Raw genomic sequence first — 21,859 nt, forward strand, 5'->3', positions numbered from 1 at the left:
TCCTGTTTCAACCCGGACACGTAGGATGCAACTTTCCCATGGCAAATTGCATTTGGGCGGTCGGATGGCTAGACGGTGGCCGATTTGCATTGATTCAGGAGCTTTTTCAGATGGACAATTCCTCACCTCGAGCGGATGCATCCGGCTTTCCGGACGCCGGAGCGCCACCCTCCAGAGGCCACTGGAAGCTGATTGGACCCGGCATCGTTGCGGCGGCGACCGGCGTTGGAGCAGGTGATCTTGTCGCCACACTGATCGCCGGCTCCCGCTTCGGCTACGCGCTCCTCTGGGCGGCCGTCATCGGCTGCATCGTCAAGATCGCGCTCGCGGAAGGCTCTGCCCGCTACCACCTGGCGACCGGCTCGACCATGCTCGACGGCTGGCGCTCACTCGGACGCTGGACGAGCTGGTATTTCGGCATCTACATCATGATCTGGGGCTTCGTGTACGGCGCCACCGCCATGAGCGCGACGGCCTTGCCGCTGGCGGCGCTCTTCCCCTTCCTGCCGCTCTGGGCCTGGGCGATGATCTCCGGTCTGTCCTGCGCCGCCTTCGTCGCCTTCAACCGCTACGAGATCTTCGAGAACACGATGAAGATCTGTATCGGCGTGATGTTCGTGATCGTCGTGGGTGTCGCTATCCTGGTCGGCCCCAATGTCGGCGAAGCCGTTGCCGGTCTGGTGCCGAGCATCCCGGAAGGATCCGCCTTCTATACGCTCGGCCTCATCGGCGGAGTCGGCGGCACGATCACCATGGCCTCCTACGGCTATTGGGTGAACGCCAAGGGCTGGCGCACGCCGGCCTGGATGGGCATCATGCGGCTCGACAACCGCGTCGCCTACGTCGTCACCGGAATCTTCGTCATCTCGATGCTGATCGTCGGCGCCGAGCTTCTCTATACCGCGCAGATTGCGCTCACGAGCGGCGACGACGGCCTGCTCGACCTGCGCACGGTTCTGGCGGAGCGATTCGGCGGTACGGTGGCGACGCTCTTCCTCGTCGGCTTCTTCGCCACCGCTATCTCGTCCATCCTGGGTGTCTGGCACGGCGTTTCTCTTCTGTTTGCCGATTTCGTCCGCAACATCCGGGGAGGCACCGGATCGCGAGAAGGCCTGGAGAAGACACCTGCCTTCCGCTTCTATCTCTTCTGGCTGACGATCCCTCCGATGGTTCTCCTCTACTTCGGTCGCCCCTTCCTGCTCGTCGTCATCTACGGGGCGCTGGGTGCCTTCTTCATGCCCTTCCTGGCGCTGACGCTGATCTGGCTCCTCAATTCCAAGAAGGTGCCGGCCGAATGGCGCAGCGGATGGCTTTCCAACGGCCTGCTCGGCGTTTCCGCTCTGCTCTTCATCGTCCTCTCTGCCAACGAGATAGCCCGCCTGTTCTCCGGCGGCTGAAGGCGCGCTACGGCACTTCGCCTTGACTCCTTGCCCTGGAACGTGAATTGGGAATGCAAAAAACATAGGGAAGGACATCGTCCCATGAGCATCGCATTCACATTTCCAGGGCAGGGCAGTCAGGCTGTCGGCATGGGCAAGGATCTTGCCGATGCCTATCCCGAGGCCCGCGCGGTCTTCGACGAGGTCGACGAGGCGCTCGGCCAGAAGCTTTCCGACATCATCTGGAACGGCCCGGAAGAGACGCTGACGCTGACGGCCAATGCCCAGCCGGCGCTGATGGCAGTGTCCATCGCGGCGATCCGGGTCATGGAAGCCCGCGGTCTGAACCTCTCCGACAAGGTCTCCTACGTCGCGGGTCATTCGCTTGGCGAATACTCCGCCCTTTGCGCCGCCGGCATGTTCTCGCTTGCCGATACCGCGCGCCTCTTGCGCACCCGCGGCGATGCCATGCAGTCGGCCGTAGCGGTCGGCGAGGGCGCCATGGCCGCCATCATCGGCCTGGAACATGCCAACGTCGAGGCTGTCTGCCACGAGGCCGCCAGTGCCGGCGTCTGCCAGATCGCCAACGACAACGGCGGCGGCCAACTGGTCATCTCGGGTTCCAAGGCTGCAGTCGAGAAGGCGGCGGCCCTGGCGACCGAAAAGGGTGCCAAGCGCGCCATCATGCTGCCGGTCTCCGCACCCTTCCACAGTGCCCTGATGGCACCGGCGGCGGATGCCATGCGTCACGCCCTGGCCCAGGTCGAGAAGCACAATCCAGTCGTCCCGGTCATTGCCAACGTCCGCGCCGCACCGGTCACCGATTCCGGCGAGATCGCCGACCTCCTCGTCAGCCAGGTGACCGGACAGGTCCGCTGGCGCGAAACGGTGGAATGGTTTGCCGCCAACGGCGTCATCAGTCTCTACGAGATCGGTGCCGGCAAGGTCTTGACCGGCCTTGCGCGCCGCATCGACAAGAATGTGTCCGGCACAGCCGTCAATTCGCCGGCCGATATCGAGGCTGCACTTTCGGCCATCCTCGGCTGAACAACCGTTGATTTTTCGCATGTCGCCATCGCTGTACACCTCGCGAGCGGCATGCCTAACGAAGGGACATGACAATGTTTGACCTTACAGGCCGCAAGGCATTGGTGACAGGCGCAACAGGCGGTCTTGGCGAAGAGATCGCTCGCCTCTTGCACAAGCAGGGCGCGACGGTCGGCCTGCACGGCACCCGCGTCGAAAAGCTTGAGGCGCTGGCCGCTGAACTCGGCGACCGCGTCAAGATCTTCCCGGCCAACCTCTCCGACCGCGCCGAGGTCAAGGCGCTCGGCGAGAAGGCGGAAGCCGAACTCGAGGGTGTCGATATCCTCGTCAACAATGCCGGCATCACCAAGGATGGTCTCTTCGTTCGCATGAGCGACGAGGACTGGGACGCCGTGCTGGAGGTCAACCTGACCTCCGCATTCCGTCTGACCCGCGAGCTGACGCATCCGATGATGCGCCGCCGCTTCGGTCGCATCATCAACATCACCTCGGTGGTCGGGGTTACCGGCAACCCGGGGCAGGCGAACTACTGCGCCTCCAAGGCCGGCATGATCGGCTTCACCAAGTCGCTGGCGCAGGAAATCGCCACCCGCAACGTGACCGTCAACTGCGTCGCGCCGGGCTTCATCGAGTCCGCGATGACCGACAAGCTGAACGACAAGCAGAAGGACGCCATCCTCGGTGCCATTCCGATGAAGCGCATGGGCGCCGGCGCCGACATCGCGGCCGCCGTCCTCTACCTCGCGTCGAACGAGAGTGGGTACGTCACCGGCCAGACGCTGCACGTCAACGGCGGCATGGTGATGATCTGATCGCTTCATACCCCGCCGCGCACCGAAGTTGTTGGTGCTTCCGGCGGGAACAGATTCTGGCTTTGCGGAACATCGAAAGCATGTTAAGCGGGCCATGACTGTGGACAGTCGCCCCGAAATACAGGGGATCATTGCGCTTTTGCTGCTATGATCGGAACCTGCAGAGGGTTGAACGGGTTTGCCCGCGTAGCCGACGTTCGAAGGCCGGCGCAGGTTTCAACAGGGTACGGGTGCCATTGAGGCATTCGAGAAGATAAAGGTCGAGGAAACCGACATGAGCGATATCGCAGAACGCGTTAAGAAAATTGTTATTGATCACCTCGGCGTTGACGCCGACAAGGTTGTCGAAGGCGCAAGCTTCATCGACGATCTCGGCGCGGACTCGCTCGACACCGTCGAACTGGTCATGGCCTTCGAAGAAGAATTCGGCGTCGAGATTCCCGACGACGCTGCTGATTCGATCCTGACGGTTGGCGACGCCATCAAGTTCATCGAGAAGGCTCAGGCCTGATCGAACTTTCGATTGCGGGACAATGCCTTCGGCAGTTCCCCTGGCGGCCCGCTTGTTCGGGCCGTTTTAGCAATTAAACACGACATACTAGGGTGGGACGCTGGCGATGAGACGTGTCGTTATCACCGGTACCGGCATGGTATCTCCTCTCGGATGCGGAACCGAGGTAACTTGGCAACGGCTGCTTGCAGGGCATAACGGGGCACGGAAAGTCACGGAGTTCGAGGTCGATGACCTCCCGGCGCAGATCGCCTGCCGAATTCCCTTTGGCGACGGCTCGGACGGCACATTCAACGCTGATGATTGGATGGAGCCGAAGGAGCAGCGCAAGGTTGATCCCTTCATCGTCTACGGCATGGCTGCTGCCGAAATGGCGCTCAACGATGCCGGCTGGCATCCGCAGACGGACGAGGACCAGATCGCCACCGGCGTTCTGATCGGCTCCGGCATAGGCGGCCTGGAAGGCATTGTCGAGGCGGGCTATACGCTCAAGGAAAAGGGTCCGCGTCGGATCTCCCCCTTCTTTATCCCCGGCCGCCTCATCAACCTGATCTCCGGTCATGTGTCGATCCGCCACAAGCTGCGCGGCCCCAATCATTCCGTCGTCACGGCCTGTTCCACCGGCGCGCATGCGATCGGCGACGCGTCGCGCCTGATTGGGCTTGGCGATGCCGACGTCATGGTCGCCGGCGGTGCGGAATCCCCCATCTCGCGCATTGCCCTTGCCGGCTTTGCCGCCTGCCGCGCACTCTCCACCCAGCACAACGACGATCCGCAGAAGGCCTCCCGTCCCTATGACCGTGACCGCGACGGATTCGTCATGGGCGAGGGCGCCGGCATCGTGGTCCTCGAGGAACTCGAGCACGCCAAGGCACGCGGTGCCAAGATCTATGCCGAAGTGGTCGGTTATGGTTTGTCCGGCGACGCCTTTCATATCACGGCGCCTTCCGAGGATGGCGACGGCGCCTTCCGGTGCATGACCATGGCGCTCAAGCGAGCCGGTCTCTCTGCCGCCGATCTCGACTACATCAACGCCCATGGCACCTCCACGATGGCCGACACGATCGAGCTGGGTGCCGTGGAGCGGCTGGTCGGAAATGCCGCCTCGAAGATCTCCATGTCCTCGACCAAATCGGCCATAGGCCATCTGCTTGGTGCCGCCGGTGCAGTCGAGGCGATTTTTGCGACATTGGCGATCCGCGACAACATCGCACCGCCGACGCTCAATCTGGACAACCCCGACGTGGAGACCGCCATCGATCTCGTGCCGCACAAGGCTCGCTCGCGCGAGATCAATGTGGCACTCTCCAATTCCTTCGGTTTTGGCGGCACCAACGCGTCGTTGGTTCTACGCCGTTATGAGGCCTGATTTCTAGCACCCGGGGAGCCGTTGCAAACCGGCGGCTCTTCATTTTGAACCTGTTTTTGCCGCATTGCTTGGTCAAACAGCGAACCATCGACCGTGCATTCCAGGGGGGCGCAGTGAATAACAGCAACCATACGGGCGATATGCCGCCAAGCCATGGCAACGGCCCGATTATCCCGAAGTCGCCCAACGAGGCGCTGAGGCCGGAGCGCGTGCCGGAACCGCCGAGGCGGTCGCGCAATGCCCGTAGTCAGCTGGTGATCTTCCTGAATTTCGTGATGACGATGGTCGTTGTCGTCAGTGTCGTCGCCGTCGCCGGCTTCTACTACATGATCTCGACCTTCCAGAAGGATGGTCCTCTGGAAGCCGATGCCAATTTCATGGTGCGCGCTGGCAATGGAATTGCAGAGATCGCCAACAACCTCGAACGCAGCGGCATCGTCTCCGACGCCCGTGTCTTCCGCTATGTTAGCGCCACCTACCTGCGCGATGGCCGCACCCTGAAGGCCGGCGAGTACCAGATCCCGGCCGGCGCCTCCATGAAGGACGTCATGGAGCTGCTGGAATCCGGCAAGTCCATTTTGTACTCGATCGTTTTCCCGGAAGGACTGACGGTGCGCCAGATGATGCTGCGGCTCGCTGAGGATCCTGTCCTGGAAGGCGACCTGCCAGCCGAAGTGCCGCCGGAGGGCAGCCTTCGCCCTGACACCTACAGGTTCTCGCGTGGCGCCGATCGCGCCGACATCCTCCAGCAGATGCGCACGGCCCAGCAGCGGCTGATCGATCAGGTCTGGGAGCAGCGTGACCCGGATCTGCCGATCGAGACGAAGGAAGAATTCGTCACGCTGGCCTCGATCGTCGAAAAGGAAACCGGTCAGGCGGAAGAGCGCCCCCGTGTCGCCTCGGTCTTTCTGAACCGCCTCGAGAAGGGCATGCGCCTGCAGTCCGATCCGACCATCATCTACGGTCTCTTCGGTGGCGACGGCAAGCCGGCCGATCGCCCGATCTACCGGTCGGACATCGAGAAGGAAACGCCCTACAACACCTATGTCATCAACGGCCTGCCGCCAACGCCGATCGCCAATCCCGGTCGTGCGGCACTGGAGGCCGTGGCAAACCCGTTGCGCACCGACGACCTCTACTTCGTGGCCGACGGTACTGGCGGCCATGCCTTTGCACCTACTCTCGAAGAGCACAATGCCAATGTCCGCCGCTGGCGACGCCTGGAAGCCGAGCGGGCGAGCAGCCCCGAGGCCGAGTTGAGCGACGGTCAGCCCGGTGGCGCAGAGGCCGAGCGGCCGTCGAACTAAAGCCTGTCGACCGTTGGCGGAGAGAATTGCATGAACCTTCAGTCGATGACCGGTTTCGCCCGCAGCGAAGCAGCCGAGGGGCGCTACCGGATCGTCTGGGAACTGCGCTCCGTCAACGGCAAGGGGCTCGACCTGAGGCTGCGCCTTCCGAACGGCTTGGAGCGGCTGGAGACGGACGTGCGTCGGCAGGTGTCGGAACAGTTCTCGCGTGGCAATCTTCAGGCGAATTTGACACTGACGCTCTCCGAAACGAAGCTGGAAGCCGTCCTCAATCGTGACGCGCTGGACGCCGTTCTGGCGCTGCGTGCCGAACTGGGCGACGTGGTCGATCCCGCGCCCTTGCGGATGGACACACTGCTCGGTCTGCGCGGCATCGTGGATATCCGGGAGGTCGAGGATGGGGATTGCGAAGTCGCTGCCCGCGACGCCGCCATCCTGGCCTGCCTCAGCGATGCCCTGTCGGCACTGAAAGAGATGCGGCAGTCCGAGGGACATGCGTTGGCGCAGATCCTGTCGGCGCAGGTGGCGCATATCGCAGCGATTGCCGCGGCCGTCGAGGAAGACCCGTCCCGATCTCCCGAGGAAAGGCTCTCGCAGCAGGTGGCAACATTGCTGCAGGGTGCCTCGGCTCTGGACCCTGCACGCCTTCATGCGGAGGTGGCACTGCTTGCAACGAAGGCCGATCTGCGCGAAGAGATCGACAGGCTCAGGGCGCATGTCGCGGCGGCGAGCGAGCTTCTGGAAAAGGGTGGTTCTGTTGGGCGCCGCCTGGACTTCCTGGCCCAGGAATTCAACCGCGAATCGAATACGATCTGTTCCAAGTCCAATTCGGCCGCGGTCACCGCCGCAGGCCTTGATCTCAAAGTCGTTATCGACCAGTTCCGCGAACAGGTCCAGAATCTGGAGTAGTGCATGAACCTCGCGGCGTCCTCGCCTGTCAAGATCGCCCGCCGTGGGCTGATGCTCGTCCTCTCGTCACCTTCCGGCGCCGGCAAGTCCACCATCGCCCGTAACCTGATGGAGGATGACCACAGCCTGGAGATCTCCGTCAGTGTCACCACCCGCGCCAAGCGGCCGAGCGAGATCGCCGACAAGCACTACCATTTCATCACGATTCCGCAGTTCGAGCGCATGCGCGACGGCGGCGACCTGCTGGAGTGGGCCGAAGTCCACGGCAACTTCTACGGCACCCCCCGCGAACCGGTCGAGCAGGCGATGGCGCAAGGCCGCGACATGCTGTTCGACATCGACTGGCAGGGCGCGCTGCAGCTGCAGGAGAAGATGAAGGCCGACGTCGTGTCGATCTTCGTGCTGCCGCCGTCAATGACCGAGCTGCAGTCGCGCCTTCATCGCCGCGCCGAAGACAGCGAAGAGGTGATCCGCACCCGGTTGCTCAACTCCCGCGCAGAGATAGAGCACTGGCGCGAGTATGACTATGTCATCGTCAATGACGACCTGGATGAAGCCTTCGGTCATGTCAGCTGCATCGTGAAGGCCGAACGCATTCGCCGCGATCGGCGCTACGGCCTCTTCGACTTCGTCACGGAACTCCTGACGGAAGAGCCGAACCTTTAGAAGCCGGCAGCGGGAGAGGCGCTCCGGCGCGTTTCGCTCACAAGTTTACAGGCAGTTCGCCAGCCGGACGAATTCCTCGACGGAAAGCGTCTCGGCGCGGCGCGACGAGTCGATCCCTGCCTTGCTGAGCAAAGCTTCTCCGCCCAGCGATTTGACGCTCTGGCGCAGCATCTTGCGGCGCTGGCCGAAGGCGGCCTGCGTTACGCTTTCGAGCTTCGTGACATCGCAATCCAGAGGCTCCATGCGTGGCGTCAGGTGAACCACCGTGGACGTCACCTTCGGCGGCGGTGTGAAAGCCTGTGGCGGCACGTCGAACATCATGTCCGCCCGCGTCCGCCAGCCGGCGAGAACGCCGAGACGGCCATAGTGATCGTCGCTTTCGTCCGCGACGATCCGCTGCCCGACCTCTCTCTGGAACATCAGCGTCAGCGAATTCCAGAAGGGCGGCCAGCGCTCGGGAAGCAGCCAGTTGATGAGCAGCTGCGTGCCGATGTTGTAGGGCAGGTTTGCAATGATCTTGACGGGCCCCTCCAGCGCCAGGGCGGCAAAGTCCACCTTCAGCGCATCCCCCTCGATGACCTCCAGCCGACCGGGATAGTGATCCGCGATCTCGGCCAGTGCAGGTAGGCAGCGGCTGTCCCGCTCGATGGCGATCAGCTTCTTGGCGCCCAGCGATAGGATTGCGCGGGTTAGGCCACCGGGACCAGGACCGACCTCGATGACGGTGGCGTCTTCGAGCGGCCCGGCGCTGCGGGCGATCTTCTGCGTGAGGTTGAGGTCGAGGAGAAAATTCTGGCCGAGCGACTTCTTGGCATCCAGACCGTGGCGCCGGATGACGTCGCGCAGCGGCGGCAGATCGTCCAGTGCTATCATCAGCCGTCGGCCCGCGCCGACGTTCCGGCAAGTTCGGCCGCAAGCTTCAGGGCTTCCACCAGGCTGGTCTCGCGCGCCACGCCCTGACCGGCGAGGCCGAAGGCCGTGCCGTGGTCGGGAGAGGTGCGGATGAAAGGCAGGCCCAGGGTGACGTTGACGGAGGTATCGAAGCCCAGCGCCTTGGCCGGGATCAGCGCCTGGTCGTGATACATGCAGATGGCGACGTCGTAACGCGCGCGCGCCTCATCATGGAACATCGTGTCGGCGGACAGTGGCCCGAAGGCGTTGATGCCCTCGCTCCTGATCCTGGCGATGGCCGGATGGATGATCTCCATGTCCTCCTTGCCGATCGCGCCGTCTTCCCCGGCATGCGGATTGAGACCGGCAACGGCAAGCCGCGGCTGCGCGATGCCGAAGCGGTTCTTCAGGTCGTGATGGGCGATACGGCAGGTCTCGATGATGAGGTCTTCCGTCAGGGTCGACGGGACGTCCTTGAGGGGGATGTGGATAGTCACCGGGATGGCGCGCAGCTTGGGGCCCGCCAGCATCATCACCGGCATCACCGGCTTGCCGGTCGCGCGAGTGGAAAGATCAGCCAGGAACTCCGTGTGGCCCGGGAAGCCGAAGCCGGCGGCGTAGAGAATGGACTTGGCGATCGGATTGGTGACGACCGCCGCCGTGCGGCCTTCCAACGTCAACGCCACGGCCGTCTCGATGGCGGTGATCGTGCCCCTTGCTGTCGCGACATGCGGCTCGCCGGCCGCGACTTCCGCGCCGGCAGAAATCGGATGGACGGGCAACGCATCGGAAAAAACGGAGAGGGCGGCTGAAGGCTCGACTTCCCTGAGAGGCACATCAAGTCCGATCAGCCGTGCGCGTGCGGACAACACGGCTGGATCACCCAGATAGATGAAGCAGGGCAGGCCGGTCGCCTGACGATTCAGCCAGGCGGCAAGTGCTATGTCGGGACCTATGCCGGCGGGATCGCCCTGGGTAAGAGCAAGCGGACGATCAAGCTGCATTCTGTTCCTCGTGGGTCAGCGGTAATCGATCTGGGCCTTCGAGCGCAGTTCGTCGAGATATTTCTTCTCGTTGGGATTTCCCTCACCGGCCTGCTCCTTGCCGAGATCCTCGGCGCGGAACACCACCTCGGCGGCGAAATCGTCGGAAACCTGGCGCTGGTTGCAGATGGCCAGGAATTCGACACCTCGCGCGGTCACCAATGCGCCGGTGGTGTTGCCGGATGTCTTTTCGATCAGCGGCTTCCACTCTTCGGGCAGTTCCGGCGCCAGCACGCGACCGAGGTCACGGACCGAAACGTCGAGCATGGTGGCCGCAAACTGCTTTGACTGCTCGCAGCCCGGGAACTTGGAACGTGCGCTTTCCGCTTCCGCCTTGCGCTTGCCCAGGATCGCGTTGCGCCTGGAATCCGGTACGACGAAGATGATTTGCTGCAGGAAATATTCGGTCGTGACCGGCTTTTCCTTGTTCTCCATCATGCGTGTCACGAGTTCGTCGGAGGACATCCTGCCCCGGTTGCCGCCGAACCGCGCATTGACGAGACGCGGCCAGCTCATCTGAACGGCAATATAGGCTTTGAAGTGCTCCACCCCGACACCCGCCTGCGACAGGATCGTCGTCATCTGTTGGGGGGTGAGCTTGTTGCTGGCTGCAAAGCGCTCGAATGCCTGGTCGACGTCGGACGTGCTGACGGACATCCGGACGCGGGCAATCTCTTCCCGCTTCAGGGCTTCCTCGACCAGTTGTTCGCGGGCTATCTTGGTGTCGCTCTTCTGACGCTGCAACCGCAGGAAAGCGGCGCGGCGCGCGACATCGCTGCTCGTGATCGGGTTCTTGTTGACCACCGCAACAATTTCGCTGGCGGCCTGTGCCTGGCTGAACGATGGTTCGATCACCACCGAAGCGGCAAGCGCCGCCATGGCCACGAGAACCGTCCGTGTCGCTGTCATTGCCGCCATGATACTCGTCCTTCTCCCCGGTCGCCGCATTTTTGCGGAAAACCGGTCTCCCTTATCTAAAACAAGCGCGATCGGTTGCACAACTCGTGCGGCAAAAGAATGACCGGACGGCCAATCAAAGGGCCGATCCGACATTGATGTCGCCCAGTGTGCGGAATGTGACCCTGGCGCCAATGCTCCAGTCGTTGGCGTTCGTCGCGTTGGCCGGTTCGTCGGTATAGGACAGCGTGAAGATCGTGCATTCATCGGCGTAGGTCAGTCCGACGCCGCGGCGGATCACGCCCCGATCGTTCAGGTCCCAGATCGCCGAGCCGCTGACGGACCAGTTTTCGTTCAGCCGAACGCTGGTTGAGGACTGCACCAGGTCGGTATCACTGCTCGAACCATATTCCGGCTGTGCCTCGATCTGCGTGTAGACGAGCGAGCCGCTGACGCGGGCCGTGGTGTAGCCGAACTCCGCATCTGTGCGCTGAACCTCGAAGGTCTTCTCATCGAAGCGGGCGCCGGCGCTGACGTAGAACCCCTGGGGCAGGTCGATACCGGCCATACCAACGTAGTCGGAGACATCCGATTCCAGACCTGAATTCGCCCCGGCGTTGACGAGATCGTCGGTCGCGAAGGAATTCTGGCCGGCGAGTTGGTAGCTCTGGCCGAAGACGGCGCGCAATCCGACGCCATTGTCGAAAGAGCCCGTGTAGCGCAGGCCGAGATTGGCACGTGTGCCGCCCTCGATCCGATCGAAGCCTGAGAATTTGTCGCGGTCGAACAGGGTCGTCGCGTCGAACACGAAGCTCTGCGCGTCTTCGTTCGGCAGGCCGCCGGCCATCTGTTCGTCGGGGCGGACGTACAACTGGGCGATCGGCTCGATGATGTGGCTGCTGGTCTCGGTGGACAGCAGGAAGGGATAGCGTGCCTCCAGGCCCGCCGTAAGCATGTAGCGACCATAGCCGCCGGAGTCTTCGAGGCCGGTGTAGCTGTAGTTGGTGCCGTTTGACGTGAAAGACGGCGTATCGAAGTTGTGGCGCAGCGCATCCCCCCGGGCCGCCAGCAAAGGCGTCAGCAAAAGGCCGTTGGAGGTGGTGAACGTCCGCTTCCACTCCGCCTCGGTGGTGAAGCGGCTGTAGCTGCCGTCGAGGCCATGGTACCTGTCGCTGTTGCCCTCAAGGGTGAAGTCTTCTTCCCGGCGCGAAAGATTCGTCAGGTTGCTGGTGATCGAAAGCTCTCCGCCGGCGACGGGCTCGGGTGCGATGTAGCGGTAGTCCAGCGACGGATAGACGATCGCCTGGCGCCGCTCCAGGGTCTTTTCGTCGGCGGTATCCTGGATGTCGAAGTAGAAGGAGCGCATGTCGAAGTGGTTCCGCTCGCCAAGACCGGTGAGGTACACTTCGTTTCGGAAGACGTCGTCGCTGACGCTGTCGAGCGAATAGGTCTTTGAGAAATTGTTGTCGCTCTGGATCATCACGTCCCAGCCGAAGGTCCAGCGGGGATTGATTTCGAAGCGGGCTTCGGACGCAGCCATCAGGCGCGTGTCTGCATTGGCATCGCTGGTGCCGGCGGTGAACGAATCCGGGTTCCGCTGGTCGATGCCGGCGAAGCGGAAGGTATGCTGGCCCGTCTCGAACCGGTTGCGAACTTCGCCCTGCAGCAGCAGCCCCTGGCCCGTGTAGTAGGTCGGGCTCAGCGTCGCATCCATGTGCGGCGAAAACACGTGGTAGTAGGGCACCGTGAGGCCGAAGCCGAGGTTGTCGTCCAGGCTCATGGTCGGGAACAGGAAGCCGGATTTGCGCTCGACTGTCTGGTCCGGAACGACGAGGAACGGCAGGAAGCCGATCGGCATGCCGAACAGTTCGAACCGGGCGTTCTCGAGGCGAATCGTCTGGGCCTTGCCGTTCTGGATCACGCGCTGGGCCTTGACCTGCCAGAGCGGGGCGCGGCCGGGCTTCTCGGCGCAGGGAAGGCAGGCGGTATAGACGCCGTTGTGCAGAACCATCAGGTCGCCGGGAAGGCGCTCGGCGCTTTCGGCGGCAAGGCGTGTATTGTCCGTCGTCTCGACGCGCAGGGAGTTCAGGAAGCCCTGGCCGAAGTCGTCGGTAACGTCGAGCTCGTCCGCATAGATGCGGTTGCCGTCCGGCTCGATCAGCTCGATATTGCCAACAGCCGTCACGCGACCGCTCTGCTGGTCGTACTCGACGCGCTGGGCGACCATCCGATAGCGATTGTAATAGATCTGCACGCCGCCGGTTGCGGTGACCCGCTGGACGTCCTGATTATAGACCAGTTCATTGGCACGCAGCAGCATCCTGGCGTCCTCAGACACGACCGGTGTCAAGGGAGACGAAGATACCTGTGCGTGAGCTGGAGCGGCATACATACCATTCACGCACACAGCCGCGCTTGCCAGCAGGACCGTAAGGCGCCGTCTGATATTTCCGCGGTTGTTTACCGCCACTAGCCATCCTCCTGATGAAGCAGAATCGTCGCGCCAAGGGCTGTCGCAACGATCACCGGCACCCACACCGCCACAAAGGGCGGCACGGCACCGCTGCTCCCGAATGCTCTTACGAGAACCGTTACGACATAAAGCACGAAGCCGGAAACGATTCCACCTAGAATTACCGAGCGAGATTGCGCGAACCGACTGAATTTTAAAGAAACTGTGGCCGCGATCAACGTCATCGCCACGAGAAGCAGTGGCAGGGAAAGCAGAGAGTGGAACTGGGTCTCAAGCGCCTTGGTGGAGATGCCGAAGGACTTGCCCACCTCGATCTTCCGGGAAAGGTCGAAAAACGCTACGGTTTCAGGCTGCGACAGGCTCTCCTGGAGGAACTCCTGTCTCAAATTGGTACTCAAGCGCGCCGAATCGACACGGCCGGGTATCTCGCCCGGGCGGTTCTCCAGAACGTTGGTAAGAAGCCAGTAACCATCTTCCAACTTTGCAGTGGATGCATCCTGTCGCAGGACGACGTTCCCGTTGTTGTCGAAGTGGAAGACGACGACGTCAACCAGTTGGGTGCCTTCGGCCTGGTAGCTCTTGGCGCCGATGATCGTGTCCTGCCCGTCGGACGTCTGGCGTATCCAGGGAAGGAAGTTCGATTGCGCCGAGGTTTCGCTCGATTGGCGCCAGTCCGCCTCCAGCGACAGCGATTCGCGCTGTCCCCAGGCGGCCAGTGGATTGACCACCAGAATGCCGAACAGGCCAATCAGCAGCGCCCCCGTGGTGAACGGCGTGATGAATTGCCAGACCGACATGCCGGCCGCGCGCGTCACGACCAGTTCGTAGCGGCGATTGAGGGCGATCAGCGTCGTCATGCCGATGAAAAGCGACAGTGTCGGGATCGTCTGCTGGAAGATGAAAGGCGTCCGCATCGCCGTGAACACCAGCGCGCTACCCACCGAATAACCGTCCAGACTGGCCATGCGGCGGCTGGTTTCGCTGAAGTCGGCGAGGAAGATGATCGCACACACGCCGAGGAAGAACCAGATCGCAGTGACAACATAGCGGCGGAAGAAATAGCGCCCGAGCGTCGAGAAGATCATGCGCCACCTCCGACCGAGGGTTGATCTTGCGTTCGGCGCCGGATCCTCCGCAGCATCTGACCGAGCAGATTGGATACGACGATCGGCATGCGGATCGTCTTGTGCGTCGCGAGCAGATAGCTGCATCCCGCAATGGTTGCGACCGGCAGCAGGTACATGAGCAGGATGTAGGCCTCATCCTGCTTCACGACATTCTTCAGCGTGAAGCCGAGCCAGCGCAGCCCGAACGCAAGGATCAGCGCGGTCACCATCGGATGCAGGCGAGTTTGACGATGGGATCGCGAATCGCCCGCCACCACCAACGAGATAAAGGCGAACATCAGCGGAAACAGCCATTCCGTCAGGCGCCCGTGAAGTTCCGAACGATAGCTCCCCGGCGAACCCTGCACATGCGGATCGGCGGGATCCGGATTGAGAAGGAAGGCAAGGCTCCGGTCGGTGGCGCCCAGCGACGGTCCCTCGGATGCGGTCATGGCCGACAGGTCGAACGCGTAGGAGGCGAATTTGATGATCGAGATGCGCCCGTCCGGCGTCTTGCGGTGGACTTCCCCGTCCTGCATCGTCAACGACGTGCCGCCTTCGTCAATCGATCCCTGTTTCGCATAGTAGATGAGATCGAAGTTCGGGTCCCGGTAGTCGACGACGAACAGTCCCGTCAGCACCCGTCCGGAATGCCGCTCGGAGATCTGCACGTAGAGCCCGTCCTCGATGCTCCGGAAAGTCTTTTCTTCGATGACCGAGGACAGGAGATCCGCATAGGCCGCCGCCACCATCTGCCGCGCCGCAATGCGCGCCGGCGGCTCGACGTAATTTGCGACGACGAACGAGAAGATGCTGAGGAAGGCCGCAAGGAGCAGGACCGGGCGATAGATGATGCTTCGGGACGCTCCCGCCGCATCGATGACAGGAAGCTCGGAGTCGTTGTTCATCGCCGTCAGCGTCTGGGTAATGCCGATCGCCAGGGCGAAGGGCAGGACGACGGGAATGATTGTCGGCAGGATGAAGGTCGCCAGCGTGACGAACGAACTCATCGACTGGCCCGTATCCGTGACGAGGTTGATGCGCCCGAGCACCTGGATAGTCCAGATGATGGTGAGCACCGGTAGGAGCGTCACCAGGAACATCTGCAGGATCCTGCGCAATATGTAGATTTCGAGGAGCTTCATCAGGTTCCGGTGCAGCGAGTCAGATCCCCTCGTGTCAACGAGGGGCCAGCGTATCTAAGCGAAGGCCTTTGCCTTGGCGACAGCTTCTAGCGCACAATGTCGCTGGTGAATGTGATTTTTTCACGGACTGTGTCATTTCGAAAATCCCGGTGACCTCCAGAAGGCGCGCCGGAGCCGCCCTGGCCGGGGAATGCTGCGGCAAGGGGCGTCACCGGTAATCGTTAATCCCACTGAAATTGCGGACGGTGATGGCGTCCGGTGGTGGATCAATCGTCGCTGCTGACCCATTTCAGTTGCCTTGGCGGGCGAAACGGGGATGATCGCAGCCAACCCATGAAAGCCCTGGAGTGATGATGTCATCGAACTATGAAATTCATTTTGCAGCGTCTGCGCCGCTCGACGGAAGCCTGGCCGTGATGCTGCAGGTCGCCGGTGAAACCAGGCCGGCCGGCAGCCAGGACGCTGACCCGCAGGGCATTTGCGCCCGCGCCGCCGGCATTGCCAGGTTCAAGGCGAAGTCGATGGGCACGCTGGAGGTGATCGCGCCGCAGGGTTCCAAGGCGGATCGGCTGCTGGTGCTCGGCCTTGGCAAGCCGGACGAGCTGTCCGACTACGACTGGATGCGGGCCGGCGGTGCGGCTGCGGCCGCCTTCAAGTCCGCAACCGATGTGGTGGTCTTCCTCGATGCACCCGGCGTCGAGGTTTCCGCTGCGAAGGCCGCCGATTTTGCACTCGGCATGATGCTGCGCGGCTATACCTTCGATAGCTACAAGACGAAGAAGAAGGACGAAGACGAGAAGCCGCCGAAGAAGGTTTCCGTCACGATCGTGACGCGCGACCATGCGCAGGCCGAGGCCTTGCTCGACGAGACGAACGCCGTGGCCGGCGGTGTCCTGCTCGCCCGCGATCTCGTCAACCTGCCGCCGAACGTGCTGGGCCCGGTTGAATTCGCCGACAAGGCAAAGGCGCTGGAAGCACTCGGCGTCGAGGTGGAGATCCTCGACGAACACGCCATGCAGGAGCTGAAGATGGGTGCTCTACTGGGGGTCGCCCAGGGTTCCGCACGTCCGCCGCGGCTTGCCGTGATGCAGTGGAAGGGCGGCAAACCCGGAGACACGCCGATCGCCTTTGTCGGCAAGGGTGTCGTCTTCGATTCGGGCGGTATTTCGCTGAAGCCCGGTGGCGGCATGGAGGACATGAAGGGCGACATGGGCGGCGCTGCCGCCGTCACCGGACTGATGCATGTGCTGGCCGGCCGCAAGGCCGAGGTCAATGTCATCGGCATCATCGGGCTGGTCGAAAATATGCCGGACGGCAATGCCCAGCGTCCCGGCGACATCGTCACCTCGATGTCGGGCCAGACGATCGAGATCATCAACACCGACGCGGAAGGCCGCTTGGTGCTCTGCGATGCGCTCTGGTACTGCAACGACCGCTTCAAGCCACGCTTCATGATCAATCTCGCGACGCTCACCGGCGCCGTCCTCGTGGCGCTCGGCAACCAGCACGCCGGCCTCTTCTGCAACGACGACGAACTTGCGGGCCGGCTTTCGGCCGCGGGCAAGGCAACCGGCGAAAAGCTCTGGCGCCTGCCGCTCGCCAAGGAATACGACAAGATGATCGATTCCAAGTTTGCCGACATGAAGAACACCGGCGGGCGGCATGCCGGCGCCATCACGGCGGCGCAGTTCCTGAAGCGCTTCGTCGGCGAAACCCCCTGGGCCCACCTCGACGTCGCCGGCACCGCGATGAACTCGCCGTCGACGGAGATCAGCCAGTCCTGGGCCTCCGGCTACGGCGTGCGCCTGCTCGACAGGCTCGTGCGCGATCACTACGAAGCATGAGCCGATGACCGAAGTCCTGTTCTACCACCTGACGGAATCGAAGCTCGAGGAGGCGCTGCCGGCGCTCCTCGAGAAGAGCGTCGAACGCGGCTGGCGGGTGGTGGTGCAGACGCGCGAGGAGGGGCGTCGCGACAGTCTCGACGCTCACCTCTGGACCTACCGCGAGGACAGTTTCCTGCCGCACGGCACCGACGGAACGGAGCATGCACCGCTGCAGCCGGTGCTGATCACCGCGACGCCGGAGAACGCCAACCAGGCCACCGTCCGCTTCCTCGTCGATGGTGCCGAACCGCCGCCGCTCAACCCCTACGAGCGCGTCGTCTTCATGTTCGACGGCCATGACGCCATCCAGCTCGACAATGCCCGGGCCCAGTGGAAGAGGCTGAAGGGCCAAGGGCACGCGCTCACCTACTGGCAGCAGTCGTCGGAAGGACGCTGGGTGAAGAAGGCCTGAACGTCAGGCCAGGTCCGTCTGCGCGAAATCGTTGCCGACATAGAGCAGCGGCACGCCGGCCGCTTTGGCGCCGGCATAGCTGAAGCAGTCGCCGAAGTTGAGCTTTGCCGGATGTCGCCCCTTGCCGTAGCGGGCGAAGGCGTCGAGAGCACCGATTGCTGTCTCCCAGGTGGCTGGTAAGACTTCGGCATCCAGTTCGCGAAGAAATTCATCGAGAAGCCTGGTGGATTCCGCGATTTGAATCTCGCGTTTGCTGGCAAGAACAGTCGCAGCTTCGAATACCACGCTCGGCAACAGGCAGAATCGGGTTTTAGAGCTGGAAAGTGCGGCGGCGATCCGTTCGAACTCCGGCCCAGTGATGAAATATTCCACGATCGCCGAGGTATCGAGGAACATCAGTCATTTCCCCACATCTCATCGAGAAATTGCTTCTCGTCGAAGTCCGGGCTCGGCGAACCCAGTGCCTGATATCGGTCGCGGATTGCTTTCAACCGCTCGGCAAGCAGTGGCTTCGCGGGTTCGCTATCACCCACCACCCGCTCCAGCGCCTGCCGGATGGCGTCGGTCTTGGTCGGCGCGTTGAGGATCTTCTGAGCCTGCTCGGCCAGCTGGTTCACACGTTCGTCGCGGACGTAGAGCGGCATCTCGCACCTCGTGAATATACGAAGGAAGATAGTGTATATTCACGACTTCAACAAGCTTACCCCTCCATCGCCTCTTCATACTCGGCCGACAGCGCCAGCCACTGCTCCTCGGCGGCGGCAAGCTTGGCGGCGGCCTCGCCGCGCTGCTTGACCTTGTCGGCGGCCTTGGCGGGCTCTTTCTCGTAGAGCACAGGGTCCGCAAGTTCTGCATCAAGCGATTGAATCAGCTTCTCAAGCTTTGCGGTTACGGACTCGATTTCGTTGATCTTTTTGCGCAGCGGCGCCAGCGATGCGCGCCGGTCCGCGCTCGCCTTTCGCTGCTCGGCCTTGGAGGCCGCATCGTCACTCAGCTGGGGCTTTTCTTCTTTTTTTTTACCGGAACTGACAATCAGGCTGCGGTATTCCTCAAGGTCGCCCTCGAAGGTTTCCACCGTTCCGTTGTTGACGAGCCAGAGCCGGTCGACGGTCGCCTCGATCAGGTGCCGGTCGTGGCTGATCAGGATCACGGCGCCGTTGTAGTCGTTGAGCGCCTCGATCAGCGCGCGGCGGCTGTCGATGTCGAGATGGTTCGTCGGCTCGTCGAGGATCAGGAGGTTCGGGGCGTGGAAGGCCGAAAGCCCCATCAGCAGACGAGCCTTTTCGCCGCCGGAGAGATCCTTGGCGGCGGTGTTCATTTTCTCGGTGGCAAGACCCATCTGCGCGACGCGACCGCGGACCTTGGCTTCCGGTACGCCCGGCATCAGCCGGCGCACATGCTCGACCGGCGTATCTTCCGGCACCAGGTCGTCCAGCTGGTGCTGGGCAAAGAAGCCGATCTTCAGGCTGGGTGCCAGCCGCAGGTCGCCGCTTTCGGGCGGCAGTCGGCCGGCGATGAACTTGGCGAAGGTGGACTTGCCGTTGCCGTTGGAACCGAGCAGCGCGATCCGATCGTCGTTGTCGATCCTGAGGTTGAGGTTCTTCAGGATCGGCTTGCCCGGCTCGTAGCCGACGGCACCGCCGTTGATGGCAATGATCGGCGAGGCGGGCTGCTTCTCCGGTTCGGGAAAGGTGATCGGCTGGACGTGGTCCTCGATGACGGAAGCCACCGTGCCCATGCGCTCCAGCGCCTTGACGCGGCTCTGGGCCTGCTTGGCCTTGGAAGCCTTGGCCTTGAACCGGTCGATGAAGGTCTGCAGGTGCTTGCGCGCCGCGTCGCTCTTGGCCTTGGACTTCATCTGCAGTTCGTCGTTCTCGGCCTTCTGGCGCTCGAACTGGTCGTAGCCGCCGCGATAGAAGGTCAGCTTCTTCTGGTCCAAGTGGACGATCGAGTTGACGGCGTTGTTCAGCATGTCGCGGTCATGGCTGATGATGATGACGGTGTGTGGATAGCGGCGGATGTAGTCTTCCAGCCAGAGCGTGCCTTCCAGATCGAGGTAGTTGGTCGGCTCGTCGAGCAGCAGCAGGTCGGGTTCGGCAAACAGCACCGCGGCCAGCGCCACGCGCATGCGCCAGCCGCCGGAAAAGGCCGATGCCGGGCGAAGCTGCGCCTCGGAGTTGAAGCCGAGACCCGCCAGGATGCTTGCTGCCCGCGCTTCGGCCGAATGCGCGTCGATATCGACAAGCCGCATCTGGATGTCGGCAATCCGGTTCGGATCTGTGGCCGTCTCCGCCTCCGCCATCAGCGCGGTGCGTTCCTTGTCGGCGGCCAGCACGATGTCGATCAGCGGATCTTCGGTGCCCGGCGCTTCCTGCGCAACTTGGCCGATGCGGGCAGCCTTCGGCAGCGTCACCGATCCGCTTTCGGAAGACAGGTCCCCGGTGATGACGCGAAACAGCGTCGATTTGCCCGCACCATTGCGGCCCACAAGCCCAGCCTTGATGCCGGTGGGCAGGCTGACACTGGCGTGGTCGAGAAGAAGGCGGCCGGCGATACGCGCGGAAAGATCGGTAATGGTTATCATGGCCGGGGTTGTGGCCGAACTTGCCAGTGAAGGCAAGACGCCCGTCGGCAATCGGAAAGGTGGATGCTCCCTACAGCCACCTTTTGCCCTCACCGCGCAGGTAATAGATGAAATCGAGCGACAGGGATGGCCTGCCGAGCGACGTCAGGATCATGTGGACCTGACCGCGGTGATGGGTCTGATGGTTGAAGACATGCGTCAGAACCGGGCCGAGCGGCTGGGTGATCGGTTCCGGGATGGTGATCGGCGTATAGGTGAAACTGCCGGCGATCCGCTCGTCATCGAGGGTTTCCACGAAATCGATCAGCCGCTGGTCTTCCGTTACCCGCGCCGCCCGCAGCGCTTCGAAGTCATCGAACAGCACCGTGTCCAGCGCCGTCGGCGCCTCGCCGCTGCCGGTCACCCGTTTCAGCCAGATCCGGTCCGCACACAACAGGTGGTTCAGCGTCCGGTGCGCCGAGCCGAAGAAGGCGCCCTGGTCCGCGCGGTATTCCGCGTCGCTCAGTTCGGCGCAGGCATCGTAGACGATTATGTTGGCCCAGCGGTTGTAGTCGGCAAACATCTGGAAATGGCGGCGCATCGGCGAATCTCCTGTTGGCATGGTCGATCTTAGCTGCCAAGACTTCGCTTGGGTGTGATGCGATCCATGAAATTTGCTGATTGGATTTTGCACGTTTAGCCCGCCACAATGGCGGATCAACAAGCTTCGGGAGCTGCCAATGACGCGTGTCCTCTATTCCCTCTGCGGCAAGGATGAGAGCCGGCCGTTTTCGCCGCACTGCTGGAAGGTCTCGCTGGCGCTTGCCCACAAGGGGCTGGATTTCGTCGAGCGCCCTTACCCTTTCACGGCTATTCCCGGTATCGAGAACGGTTTCTCCAAGACCGTGCCCATTCTGCGCGACGGCGACCACCTCGTCCGCGACAGCTTCGACATCGCGCTCTACCTGGATGAGACCTATCCGGACCGCCCGACGCTGTTCGGCGGCGAGGGCGGAAAGGCGCTGTCGCGCTTCGTGGAGAGCTTCTCGCTGATGATCCTGCACATGCCGGTGACGAAGATGGCGATCATGCACATTCACGATCTGCTCGACGAGAAGGATCAGGTCTATTTCCGCACAAGCCGGCTCGAGCGCATGGGGAAGCCGCTGGAGGAAGTCGCCGCCGAAGGCGAGGCCGAACGCGCGGCCTTTGCCGCCAGGCTCGAGCCCGTCCGTCGCACGCTGAACGTCCAGCCCTTCCTCGGCGGGGACGGCCCGCTCTTCGCAGACTACATCCTGTTCGGGGCGCTGCAGTGGATGCGGGTGACCGCCGGGCCGCCGCCGCTGGCTTCCGACGATCCGGTCATGCAGTGGTTCGAGCGCTGCCTCGACCTCTATGATGGTCTGGGTCGACGTGTGACAGCCGCGTGAAATTGCCCAAACC

Annotated in this window: 21 protein-coding genes; 11 read left to right on the forward strand and 10 right to left on the reverse strand. The window is 62.7% G+C overall.

The genetic code is table 11. The features are described 5' to 3' along the window. The first annotated feature begins 110 nt into the window (after positions 1-110). From M1E10_RS14370 to gmk, 8 genes are all read left to right on the forward strand, one after another. Complete coding sequence (locus tag M1E10_RS14370) at positions 111-1,397, forward strand: NRAMP family divalent metal transporter (protein WP_499173496.1); 1,287 nt, start codon at positions 111-113, stop codon at positions 1,395-1,397. An 84-nt stretch (positions 1,398-1,481) separates the two neighbouring features. Beyond that, complete coding sequence (gene fabD / locus M1E10_RS14375; RefSeq protein WP_499173497.1) at positions 1,482-2,426, forward strand: ACP S-malonyltransferase; 945 nt, start codon at positions 1,482-1,484, stop codon at positions 2,424-2,426. A gap of 74 nt (positions 2,427-2,500) precedes the next feature. Then, the gene (gene fabG / locus M1E10_RS14380; RefSeq protein WP_029618456.1) at positions 2,501-3,238 is read left to right on the forward strand and encodes a 3-oxoacyl-[acyl-carrier-protein] reductase; all 738 of its coding nucleotides are present in this window, start codon (positions 2,501-2,503) and stop codon (positions 3,236-3,238) included. Positions 3,239-3,512: 274 nt separating this feature from the next. Next, positions 3,513-3,749 (forward strand): acyl carrier protein, encoded by a 237-nt coding sequence (locus M1E10_RS14385; RefSeq protein ID WP_029618457.1) that lies wholly within the window; start codon positions 3,513-3,515, stop codon positions 3,747-3,749. 106 nt (positions 3,750-3,855) lie between these two features. Then, positions 3,856-5,118, forward strand: coding sequence for a beta-ketoacyl-ACP synthase II (gene fabF / locus M1E10_RS14390; RefSeq protein ID WP_499173498.1), 1,263 nt, complete (start codon positions 3,856-3,858; stop codon positions 5,116-5,118). A 140-nt stretch (positions 5,119-5,258) separates the two neighbouring features. Continuing rightward, positions 5,259-6,425: an endolytic transglycosylase MltG gene (gene mltG, locus M1E10_RS14395; protein WP_499177185.1), complete on the forward strand. Its 1,167-nt coding sequence runs from the start codon at positions 5,259-5,261 to the stop codon at positions 6,423-6,425. Positions 6,426-6,455: 30 nt separating this feature from the next. After that, a complete protein-coding gene (locus tag M1E10_RS14400) occupies positions 6,456-7,334 on the forward strand; it encodes a YicC family protein (protein ID WP_499173499.1) in 879 nt (292 codons plus the stop codon). Positions 7,335-7,337: 3 nt separating this feature from the next. After that, entirely contained in the window at positions 7,338-8,000 is a 663-nt protein-coding gene (gmk, locus tag M1E10_RS14405; protein ID WP_499173500.1) for a guanylate kinase, read from the forward strand. A gap of 45 nt (positions 8,001-8,045) precedes the next feature. On the opposite strand, the gene rsmA is transcribed toward gmk, so the two are convergent. The 6 genes from rsmA to lptF all read right to left on the reverse strand — a co-directional run bounded on the left by rsmA (position 8,046) and on the right by lptF (position 15,555). Beyond that, complete coding sequence (gene rsmA / locus M1E10_RS14410) at positions 8,046-8,873, reverse strand: ribosomal RNA small subunit methyltransferase A (RefSeq protein ID WP_499173501.1); 828 nt, start codon at positions 8,871-8,873, stop codon at positions 8,046-8,048. Next, positions 8,873-9,895: a 4-hydroxythreonine-4-phosphate dehydrogenase PdxA gene (gene pdxA, locus M1E10_RS14415; protein WP_499173502.1), complete on the reverse strand. Its 1,023-nt coding sequence runs from the start codon at positions 9,893-9,895 to the stop codon at positions 8,873-8,875. The genes rsmA and pdxA overlap by 1 nt, the downstream gene beginning before the upstream one ends. Positions 9,896-9,910: 15 nt before the next feature. Then, complete coding sequence (locus M1E10_RS14420; RefSeq protein ID WP_499177186.1) at positions 9,911-10,813, reverse strand: SurA N-terminal domain-containing protein; 903 nt, start codon at positions 10,811-10,813, stop codon at positions 9,911-9,913. A gap of 154 nt (positions 10,814-10,967) precedes the next feature. Next, entirely contained in the window at positions 10,968-13,301 is a 2,334-nt protein-coding gene (locus tag M1E10_RS14425; protein WP_499173503.1) for an LPS-assembly protein LptD, read from the reverse strand. After that, entirely contained in the window at positions 13,301-14,389 is a 1,089-nt protein-coding gene (lptG, locus tag M1E10_RS14430; RefSeq protein WP_499173504.1) for an LptF/LptG permease family protein, read from the reverse strand. The genes M1E10_RS14425 and lptG overlap by 1 nt, the downstream gene beginning before the upstream one ends. After that, a complete protein-coding gene (gene lptF / locus M1E10_RS14435; RefSeq protein WP_499173505.1) occupies positions 14,386-15,555 on the reverse strand; it encodes an LptF/LptG permease family protein in 1,170 nt (389 codons plus the stop codon). Before lptF ends, lptG begins: the two co-directional genes overlap by 4 nt. A 353-nt stretch (positions 15,556-15,908) precedes the next feature. On the opposite strand from lptF, the gene M1E10_RS14440 reads away from it, so the two are divergent. Continuing rightward, positions 15,909-17,399 carry a M17 family metallopeptidase gene (locus M1E10_RS14440; protein WP_499173506.1) on the forward strand — a complete coding sequence of 497 codons (1,491 nt, stop codon included), beginning with the start codon at positions 15,909-15,911 and terminating at the stop codon, positions 17,397-17,399. A 4-nt stretch (positions 17,400-17,403) separates the two neighbouring features. After that, on the forward strand, positions 17,404-17,853 hold the full coding sequence (locus M1E10_RS14445; RefSeq protein ID WP_499173507.1) for a DNA polymerase III subunit chi: 450 nt from the start codon (positions 17,404-17,406) through the stop codon (positions 17,851-17,853). 3 nt (positions 17,854-17,856) lie between these two features. On the opposite strand, the gene M1E10_RS14450 is transcribed toward M1E10_RS14445, so the two are convergent. The 4 genes from M1E10_RS14450 to M1E10_RS14465 form a co-directional block, all read right to left on the reverse strand. After that, positions 17,857-18,249: a type II toxin-antitoxin system VapC family toxin gene (locus M1E10_RS14450; protein ID WP_499173508.1), complete on the reverse strand. Its 393-nt coding sequence runs from the start codon at positions 18,247-18,249 to the stop codon at positions 17,857-17,859. Further along, positions 18,249-18,497 (reverse strand): type II toxin-antitoxin system VapB family antitoxin, encoded by a 249-nt coding sequence (locus M1E10_RS14455; RefSeq protein WP_499173509.1) that lies wholly within the window; start codon positions 18,495-18,497, stop codon positions 18,249-18,251. The genes M1E10_RS14450 and M1E10_RS14455 overlap by 1 nt, the downstream gene beginning before the upstream one ends. Before the next feature lie 56 nt (positions 18,498-18,553). After that, complete coding sequence (locus tag M1E10_RS14460; RefSeq protein WP_499173510.1) at positions 18,554-20,437, reverse strand: ABC-F family ATP-binding cassette domain-containing protein; 1,884 nt, start codon at positions 20,435-20,437, stop codon at positions 18,554-18,556. A gap of 70 nt (positions 20,438-20,507) precedes the next feature. After that, positions 20,508-21,017 carry a DinB family protein gene (locus tag M1E10_RS14465; RefSeq protein ID WP_499173511.1) on the reverse strand — a complete coding sequence of 170 codons (510 nt, stop codon included), beginning with the start codon at positions 21,015-21,017 and terminating at the stop codon, positions 20,508-20,510. A gap of 139 nt (positions 21,018-21,156) precedes the next feature. Between M1E10_RS14465 and M1E10_RS14470 the strand changes: the two genes are divergently transcribed. Continuing rightward, positions 21,157-21,846, forward strand: coding sequence for a glutathione S-transferase family protein (locus M1E10_RS14470; RefSeq protein WP_499173512.1), 690 nt, complete (start codon positions 21,157-21,159; stop codon positions 21,844-21,846). The last annotated feature ends 13 nt before the right edge of the window (positions 21,847-21,859 follow it).

It is taken from the genome of Rhizobium sp. PK7-22 (genome assembly GCF_056530405.1).

Coding starts and splice junctions, on each gene's coding strand:
- M1E10_RS14370 (WP_499173496.1), top strand. CDS start 111: ATGGACAATTCCTCACCTCGAGCGGATGCATCCGGCTTTCCGGACGCC.
- fabD (WP_499173497.1), top strand. CDS start 1,482: ATGAGCATCGCATTCACATTTCCAGGGCAGGGCAGTCAGGCTGTCGGC.
- fabG (WP_029618456.1), top strand. CDS start 2,501: ATGTTTGACCTTACAGGCCGCAAGGCATTGGTGACAGGCGCAACAGGC.
- M1E10_RS14385 (WP_029618457.1), top strand. CDS start 3,513: ATGAGCGATATCGCAGAACGCGTTAAGAAAATTGTTATTGATCACCTC.
- fabF (WP_499173498.1), top strand. CDS start 3,856: ATGAGACGTGTCGTTATCACCGGTACCGGCATGGTATCTCCTCTCGGA.
- mltG (WP_499177185.1), top strand. CDS start 5,259: ATGCCGCCAAGCCATGGCAACGGCCCGATTATCCCGAAGTCGCCCAAC.
- M1E10_RS14400 (WP_499173499.1), top strand. CDS start 6,456: ATGAACCTTCAGTCGATGACCGGTTTCGCCCGCAGCGAAGCAGCCGAG.
- gmk (WP_499173500.1), top strand. CDS start 7,338: ATGAACCTCGCGGCGTCCTCGCCTGTCAAGATCGCCCGCCGTGGGCTG.
- rsmA (WP_499173501.1), bottom strand. CDS start 8,873: ATGATAGCACTGGACGATCTGCCGCCGCTGCGCGACGTCATCCGGCGC.
- pdxA (WP_499173502.1), bottom strand. CDS start 9,895: ATGCAGCTTGATCGTCCGCTTGCTCTTACCCAGGGCGATCCCGCCGGC.
- M1E10_RS14420 (WP_499177186.1), bottom strand. CDS start 10,813: ATGGCGGCGCTTGCCGCTTCGGTGGTGATCGAACCATCGTTCAGCCAG.
- lptG (WP_499173504.1), bottom strand. CDS start 14,389: ATGATCTTCTCGACGCTCGGGCGCTATTTCTTCCGCCGCTATGTTGTC.
- lptF (WP_499173505.1), bottom strand. CDS start 15,555: ATGAAGCTCCTCGAAATCTACATATTGCGCAGGATCCTGCAGATGTTC.
- M1E10_RS14440 (WP_499173506.1), top strand. CDS start 15,909: ATGTCATCGAACTATGAAATTCATTTTGCAGCGTCTGCGCCGCTCGAC.
- M1E10_RS14445 (WP_499173507.1), top strand. CDS start 17,404: ATGACCGAAGTCCTGTTCTACCACCTGACGGAATCGAAGCTCGAGGAG.
- M1E10_RS14450 (WP_499173508.1), bottom strand. CDS start 18,249: ATGTTCCTCGATACCTCGGCGATCGTGGAATATTTCATCACTGGGCCG.
- M1E10_RS14455 (WP_499173509.1), bottom strand. CDS start 18,497: ATGCCGCTCTACGTCCGCGACGAACGTGTGAACCAGCTGGCCGAGCAG.
- M1E10_RS14460 (WP_499173510.1), bottom strand. CDS start 20,437: ATGATAACCATTACCGATCTTTCCGCGCGTATCGCCGGCCGCCTTCTT.
- M1E10_RS14465 (WP_499173511.1), bottom strand. CDS start 21,017: ATGCGCCGCCATTTCCAGATGTTTGCCGACTACAACCGCTGGGCCAAC.
- M1E10_RS14470 (WP_499173512.1), top strand. CDS start 21,157: ATGACGCGTGTCCTCTATTCCCTCTGCGGCAAGGATGAGAGCCGGCCG.